Raw genomic sequence first — 7,345 nt, 5'->3', positions numbered from 1 at the left:
CATCCGAGCCTCGTGAGGCGGCATCCGTCGAGGGGAGGTCGGCCACCGGGAAGGGCGCCGTGCGGGACTGCCGGCGTGGCGCCACTTTGACGTCGGACGCCTTCGAGGCGGATCTGCGCGGCGACGGCGGCACACCGACGGTCCCCCCGGAATCAGGGGGACGTGTCCCATCCCCCCGGCCGGACTCCGGGGAACGCGTCTCACCCGCTCGGCCGGACTCCGGGGATCGCGTCTCAAGCGTCTCACCGGAGCCTGGGAAACGCGTCTCAAGCGCCCCACCGGAGCCCGGGGAACGCGTCTCGAGCGCTCGGCCGGAGCGTCCGGACGACTCGCCCTCATACGCCCGGCGAGCGAGTGCCGCCCCCAGGACCAGAACGATCACGACGGTGAACCCGGCCACCAGCGCCCAGATGTGCAGCGCCCCGACGAACCCGTCGACCATGGCCTCCGAGGTGACCTTCCCCGACGTGCTGACCGCGCGCAGTCGGCCGACCTGGATGCCCGTGCCGAGCAGGAAGCCGCACAGGACGGCCGGGAAGCAGAGCGACAGGCCGAAAAGCGATGCGCGATGCCCGGCGGCCCGGATCGCCGAGGTGACGGCCACGGCCGCGCCCGCCGACAGCAGCGAGAACGGCACGACCAGCGGCATGCCCGAGGCGGACGGGACGAACAGCCGCACGGCGCACAGCCCGACCACCATGGCGACCAGGCCGCCTCCGACGAGCTTCGGCACCGCCCCGAGCCCGGCCCGCCCGGCCAGCGACGCGGCCACGAGCGTCACCACGGCGGCGAGCCCGAAGGCCGCCCACAGCCCTGAAAGCCCCGGGCCGCCCAGTCCGCCCAGCTCCACGTACGTCACCTGCGCGGCAGTCGGCAGTACGACGAGGCCGACGGCGACCATGACGAAGGCGACCAGGCGGCCCCCGGGGCCTTCCACCCTGCTGAGGCCGGCCACCGCCAGCAGCATCACCACCGCGATGGTCGCGGCGACCAGGATGAGCCCGGACGGCCAGTCGAAGGTCGTGCCGAAGGCCAGCACGGCGATGCCCGCCGACAGCCCCGCCGCCGGCCCGAGATGCGCCCGGCCGCCCGCCCCCGAACGCGCCCGGCCCTCGGGACCGACACGGCCCTCCAAACCGAGACGCGCCCGGCTCTCCGGACCGACACGGCCCTCCGGACCAAGACTCGCCGGGCTCTCCGGCCCGAGACGCGCCCGACCTCTCGGCCCCGAACGCGCCCGGCCCTCCGAACCGAGATCGGCCGGGTCGGCGACGGGCACGGCGATGTCGCCACCGACGGCGCCCGTGCCGTCCGCCGCGTCCACCCCGCGGGCCACCTCTGGATGGACCCCGCCGCGGCGCTCGCCCGGATGGGAACGCAGGCCGCCGCCGTTGGCGCGAGCCCGCTCAGCGCCCCCGTCCGCCCTTCCACGAGCAGAGGGCCGCGCGGACGACGGGGCGGTGTCGCCCGTCGCGCGCCAGAGCACCGAATGGACGGCCGCCAGGGCGAGCGCCACCCCGGTCAGCAGCGGATACGGCTGGAGGGTCACCCGCCACGACGTCACCGCGTCGAGCGGCCAGAGCGCGAGCGCCTGAGCGGCCAGCAGGCTGACGGCCAGCATGCCGGCCCACAGCGGCATCAGCACGTCGCGAGACGCCCCCCGGCGCTCGCTGCTCGCCGCGAACGTCGCCGGGAGCAGGACGCCCGCGCCGATGCCGTGCAGGACGCGCAGCGCCCCGACGGCGAAGGTGGAGTCGGCGAAACCGCCGGCCACGTCGGCCACCGCGAGGCAGGCGAAGCCCACGAGCAGCATGGTCGCCGCGTTGACCCGTCTCAGCGCCGAACCGGCGAGCGGCACCGCGCAGAGCATGACGGGAAGGGCGAGACCGTGGGCCCTGAGGATCCACACCCCGGCGAGGCCGGGTGGGAGCAGCGAGGCGACCACGGAGATGGTGTTGGGCACGGCGACGATCGCCAGCGGAAGCGCGACCGCGATCAGGAGCCCGACGAGGACGTCGAGCGCCAGCGGCAGACGATTGACCCGGCCAACTGTCGCGAGGCCAGCGGCCTGGATGGGGGGTACGGCCATACTGGCCGACTTTAGCGCTAAGTCACTCCCTCGACACGACGAGCGACGAAGATTGCCGTCACCCAAAGTGCCGCGAAGATCACGCCGAGGAAGAACATGATCGGCACCAGGAACCCCGTGGCGATGGCGAGCAGTTGCAGCACGCTGCCGGCGACGTAGGCGAAAGGCCTTTTGAGCAGGCCCGTCACCACGACGCACGCCACCGCCAGCCCTAGGCCGACGGTCACGGCGACGGCCGGGGTCACACCGTTGACCATGATGGCGACAGGTGTGATCAGCCCGAGCACGATGGCCTCCATGCCGAGCACACTGGCGCACAGCCGTCGCATGCCCGGCGTGACGGTGATGCTCACGCCCTCGTCCCTTCCACGACTCCGCGACTCACTGCTCGGCGCCGGCCTTCAGCAGCAGGCGGGCATCTCCCACGGTGACCACGGAACCGGTGATGAGCACCCCCGCGCCGGCGAACTCGCCGGTCTCCTCCGCCAGGCCGATGGCGATGTCGATGGCGTCGTCGAGCCTCGCCGCCTGGTGGACGCGCTCGCCGCCGTAGATGTCCTCCGCCAGCGCCGCCAGCTCCTCGGGATCCATGGACCGCGTCGAGGAGTTGCGGGTGACGACGATCTCCTCGGTGATGGGTTCGAGCAGCTCCAGCACACCCGCCACGTCCTTGTCGGCCATCACCGCGACCACGGCGATCAGGCGGGAGAAGCCGAACGACTCTTCCATGGCCTCGACGACCGACTCCATGGCGCCCGGGTTGTGCGCCGCGTCCACGATCACCGTCGGCCCGCGCCGCACGACCTCCAGGCGCCCGGGCGAGGTGACCGCGGCGAACGCCCTCCGCACCAGGTCGCCGTCGAGCGGGTCGTCGCCGCCGGTCAGCGCCTCGACCGCCGCGAGGGCACAGACGGCGTTCCCGGCCTGGTGCTCGCCGTACAGCGGCAGGAAGACCTCCTCGTACACGCCCTTGAGCCCCTGCAGACGGAGCATCTGACCGCCCATCGCCACCTCGCGGTGCACGACCCCGAACTCCAGCCCCTCGCGGGCGACCGTCGCCCCGGTCTCGGCGGCCCGGCGCACCAGCACCTCGGCCGCCGCCAGCGGCTGCTGTGACAGCACGGCGGTCGCGCCGGGCTTGATGATGCCGGCCTTCTCCCGGGCGATGGCCTCGATGTCCGGCCCGAGGTACTCGACATGATCAAGGGAGATGGGAGTGATGACGGCGACGGTGCCCTGCGCCACGCTGGTGGAGTCCCAAGTGCCGCCCATGCCCACCTCGATGACGGCCACGTCGACCGGCGCGTCCGCGAAGGCCGCGTACGCCATGGCCGTGAGCGTCTCGAAGAAGGACAGCCGTCCCTGCTGCTGGTCGACGAGCTGGAGGTAGGGCTGGACGTCCTCGTAGACCTCGGTGAAGCGTTCTTCGCTGAGCGGCTCGCCGTCGATGGTGATGCGCTCGCGCATGGAGACCAGATGAGGGCTGGTGAACCGGCCGACCCTGAGGTTGCGCTCACGCAGCAGGGTGTCGATCATGCGGGCCGTGCTCGACTTGCCGTTGGTGCCGGTGATGTGCACGACCGGATAGGCCCGCTGGGGCTGGCCCAGCATGTCCATCAGGATGTTGATCCGATCAAGGGTGGGATCGATGTCCCACTCCACACCCCGCTGCAAGATCGCCTTTTCGACCGCCTGATATTCCACACCAGAAGCCTACTGACCGCCTCCGGCCCTCCGGACAACCCACCACCCCGCCCGGCCCCGCCCTACCGGCCCCTACGTCCTCACGCCGTCATGGACGAACGCTCGCGCACCCGTCATGCGTGCCCGCCGGACTGTCGGTGGGCCGTCCTACTGTGGAGGACACACAGGACCCAAGATCAGACAAGAGGCTCCCATGACGACCCTGCCCGATCGGCCGAACACCGCGCTGCTGGTCATCGACGTCCAGAACGGGGTGGTGGCCGGCGCCCACAACCGCGACGGCGTGATCGCCAACATCAACGCCCTGGTCGGCAAGGCTCGCGCCGAGCGCGTGCCCGTGGTGTGGGTGCAGCACTCCGACGACAACATCAAGGAGGGCAGCGAGAACTGGCAGTACGTGCCGGAGCTCGTCCGCGCCGAGTCCGAGCCTCTCGTCCACAAGCACTACGGCGACTCCTTCGAGGACACCGACCTCGCGTCCCGGCTCGCCGAACTCGGCGTGGGCCGACTCGTCGTGACCGGCGCCCAGACCGACGAGTGCATCCGCTCCACCATCCACGGGGCCTTCGTCCGCGGATACGACGTGACGCTCGTCGGCGACGCGCACACCACCGAAGACCTCAGCGAGTACGGCGCGCCGACCCCGGACAAGGTGATCGCGCACACCAATCTCTACTGGCAGGGGCACCGCGCCCCGGGCCGCCAAGCGGGCACCGTCGACACGGCCGACGTGACCTTCACGACGCCCGACGCAACCGACGCAAGCTGAGCGGAGTCCGCCGGGTAACCCCGCTCGTGAGGTAGCCCCCTGCTGCCAGAGGCGGTCCGTCTCCTCGGGTAGGTCCGCCAGCCGGTCCTCGTCCATCGCCGGGTAGGCGCCGAGCTCAGAGGTGGATCACCAGGCCATCGCGCCCTGACGGTCGCGGAAGGTCCCGGTCGGACCGTCCGTCCCGACGGTGGCGAGTTCGACGATCGCGTCGGTCCCCTCGGCCACCGTCTGCGGGCCGCTGTGACCGTTGAAGTCGGTCGCGGTATAGCCGGGGTCGGCCGCGTTGACCTTCACCTCCGGCCAGGCCTTCGCGTACTGCGTCGTCAGCATGGTCACGGCGGCCTTCGACGACGTGTAGAGCGGCGTGACGACCTGCGACTCGACGCGCTCTGCGTCGTGGGTCACGGCGAACGACCCCATGCCACTCGACACGTTGACGATGACCGGGTTCGCGGACCTGCGAAGTAGTGGCAGGAACGCATGCGTCACGCGGACGATCCCCAGGACGTTGACCTCGAACACCTCGGCGGCGTCAGCGGCCGTGATCTGGTCCGCGGGTTTGCTCGTCCCGTGGATGCCCGCGTTGTTGATCAGAACGTCGATGAACCCCTCGTGGGCTTCGATGTCGGCGGCGGCCGCGGCCACCGACGCGTCGTCGGTAACGTCGATCTGGACGAATCGGGCACCGCCGAGTGCGTCGGCGGCCGCCTGGCCGCGCTCTGGGTCACGGGCTCCGACCAGGACGGTGTGGCCGGCCTCGATCAGCCGGCGGGCGGTCTCGTACCCGAGGGATCTGTTGGCTCCTGTGATGAACGTCGTGGTCATGCCTTCACTCTCGTGCGGCGACGAGAGGGCAACCAGTGCCCTCCACGACGGTGGGACGGCCAGTACCAGGCACGACGACAATCAAGCGGGCAGGATGGCCGCATGGACGAAACCCTGGGGACGGCGTTGCGCCGCTGGCGCGACCGGCTCTCTCCCATCGATGTCGGGCGCACCGCACGGCGCGGGCGCCGTGCTGCAGGGTTGCGACGCGAGGAACTGGCCGAGCTCGCGGGGCTGTCGGTCGACTATGTGGTGCGGCTTGAGCAGGGGCGCGCCACCAACCCTTCGGCGCAGGTCGTTGCGAGCCTGGCCAGGGCGCTGCAGCTGCAACCCATGGAGCGCGATCACGCCTACAAGCTGGCCGGCCTCCTCCCGCCCCGGGAGGGAACGATCTCCACGCACGTCCCGGCGGGGATCCAGCGGATGCTGGCCCGCCTCGGGGAGTTCCCCGTCGGCGTGTTCAGCGCCGACTGGACCTTGCTGTCCTGGACTCCGGCATGGGCAGTGCTGCTGGGTGACCCCGGCGCGCGGACGCAGATAGAGCGGAACCTGGTGCGGTCGGTCTTCGCCACAGGGCCACGAGGACTCGCGGCCTGGCCCGTGCTCCACGACGGTGACGACCTGAAGCGCGCCCTCGTGGCAGATCTGCGCACGGCTCTCGTCGCCCATCCCCATGACCATGGACTGATCGACCTTGTCACGGGAATGCGCTCCAGCAGTACGGACTTCGCCCGGCTGTGGGACGAGGGCGCGGTCGGCCTCCACGTCTCGGCTCGCAAGACCATCGTGCACCCCCAGGTCGGCGAAGTGACGTGCGACTGCGACGTGCTCACCGTCCCCGGCTGTGACGTCCGGCTGGTCGTCTACACGGTCGCCGCGGGTTCCGCCGACGCGGAGAAGCTGGAGTTCCTGCGCGTCACCAACGGAGTCTCCACCCACGGCACCGTACCTCCAGTACCCGGCCCGTTCTCCACGCCATAACACTTTCCCCGGCTGGACCACCCGAGCGATGGCGCAGAAGAGGATGACCTGCAGACTCGCTAGACGTGCACCGCTGACATGCTCGCATCAGTACCAGGAAATAAGACAGCGACAGCTGAACAGACCGCTGCCACCTCAGTAACGAACGGGCCCAGTCGTCGACCGAGCCGGGCATCCCAAAGGTGACAGCAGGAAATGGCACGCCATCCAATTGCGCCGAGCCGACACCGGAGAACTCGATGCCCCCGCCCGGCATGCAATCGGCCGCCCCTGCAGGTCTGCCGCCGGCGCCGTAGGACGGCGCCCGCACCGCCGACCATCCCCCGCCGTCCCACCCCCACTACCGCTCCGCGTGGCGGACCGACGACCGGGGTAGGCAGCACGCACAGACCACCTACGCGCATGCCGGGCGGGCCCCATTCGACTTCTCCGGCGGGCCTATCCAATCCTTCGCTGACCGCACGGCCAGGCCGGTTCCTGTAGCCACGCTTCAGGTGGGGCCTGGGGATGGGTGTGCCGGCGTGGGCGCGAGTGTCGAGTGTGACGTCGCGGGACGGACCCAGGACGGTGTCGACTCCACCGGCCACCATCGTCCGGCCGTCCCACCCCGCTACTGCCGCCGTATCTGACGGATTGACGATCGGGGTGGGCAGCGACCCTTGGACCATCCACTCGTATGCCGGGCGGGGTCCCATTCGCTTGCCCTCGGGCGGGCACGGCTGGGCCGGTTCTCCCGGTCGTGGTCCTGGGTCCTGGGTCTTGGCCGGCCTGGGGGATGGGAGTCCCGAGGTGGGCGCGAGGTGTCGTAACAGCCGGTCCGGGGCCTGCGGCGGAAATGGTCCGTAAACGCAGGTAGGCCATCCACACCGTGGATGGCCTACCTGCGTTACACATATATCTATCTATCAAGTTTTGTCCGGCGGTGTCCTACTCTCCCACACCGTCCCCGGTGCAGTACCATCGGCGCTGGAAAGCTT

6 protein-coding genes are annotated in these 7,345 nt (G+C 70.6%); 2 read left to right on the top strand and 4 right to left on the bottom strand.

All coding sequences use genetic code 11. The annotated features are described in order from the left end of the window. The 3 genes from ABZT47_RS39470 to ABZT47_RS39460 form a co-directional block, all read right to left on the bottom strand. On the bottom strand, positions 1 to 2,089 hold a 2,089-nt coding region (locus ABZT47_RS39470), incomplete at its 3' end, for a hypothetical protein (protein ID WP_354853675.1). 17 nt (positions 2,090 to 2,106) lie between these two features. Then, positions 2,107 to 2,442 (bottom strand): DUF4233 domain-containing protein, encoded by a 336-nt coding sequence (locus ABZT47_RS39465; protein ID WP_354853673.1) that lies wholly within the window; start codon positions 2,440 to 2,442, stop codon positions 2,107 to 2,109. A 28-nt stretch (positions 2,443 to 2,470) separates the two neighbouring features. After that, the gene (locus ABZT47_RS39460; RefSeq protein ID WP_354853670.1) at positions 2,471 to 3,793 is read right to left on the bottom strand and encodes a folylpolyglutamate synthase/dihydrofolate synthase family protein; all 1,323 of its coding nucleotides are present in this window, start codon (positions 3,791 to 3,793) and stop codon (positions 2,471 to 2,473) included. 193 nt (positions 3,794 to 3,986) lie between these two features. Between ABZT47_RS39460 and ABZT47_RS39455 the strand changes: the two genes are divergently transcribed. Then, positions 3,987 to 4,562 carry a cysteine hydrolase family protein gene (locus tag ABZT47_RS39455; RefSeq protein WP_354853667.1) on the top strand — a complete coding sequence of 192 codons (576 nt, stop codon included), beginning with the start codon at positions 3,987 to 3,989 and terminating at the stop codon, positions 4,560 to 4,562. 126 nt (positions 4,563 to 4,688) lie between these two features. On the opposite strand, the gene ABZT47_RS39450 is transcribed toward ABZT47_RS39455, so the two are convergent. Beyond that, positions 4,689 to 5,387, bottom strand: coding sequence for an SDR family NAD(P)-dependent oxidoreductase (locus tag ABZT47_RS39450; protein ID WP_354853664.1), 699 nt, complete (start codon positions 5,385 to 5,387; stop codon positions 4,689 to 4,691). A 102-nt stretch (positions 5,388 to 5,489) separates the two neighbouring features. Between ABZT47_RS39450 and ABZT47_RS39445 the strand changes: the two genes are divergently transcribed. Then, positions 5,490 to 6,368 (top strand): helix-turn-helix transcriptional regulator, encoded by an 879-nt coding sequence (locus ABZT47_RS39445; RefSeq protein WP_354853662.1) that lies wholly within the window; start codon positions 5,490 to 5,492, stop codon positions 6,366 to 6,368. Positions 6,369 to 7,345 lie beyond the last annotated feature (977 nt).

This window comes from Sphaerisporangium sp. NPDC005289, from assembly GCF_040607455.1.
In the GTDB taxonomy this organism is placed as follows: Bacteria; Actinomycetota; Actinomycetes; order Streptosporangiales; family Streptosporangiaceae; genus Sphaerisporangium; species Sphaerisporangium rhizosphaerae.
Note: the sequence above shows the minus strand (reverse complement) of the source record. Positions and strands in the feature narration are given on the sequence as shown.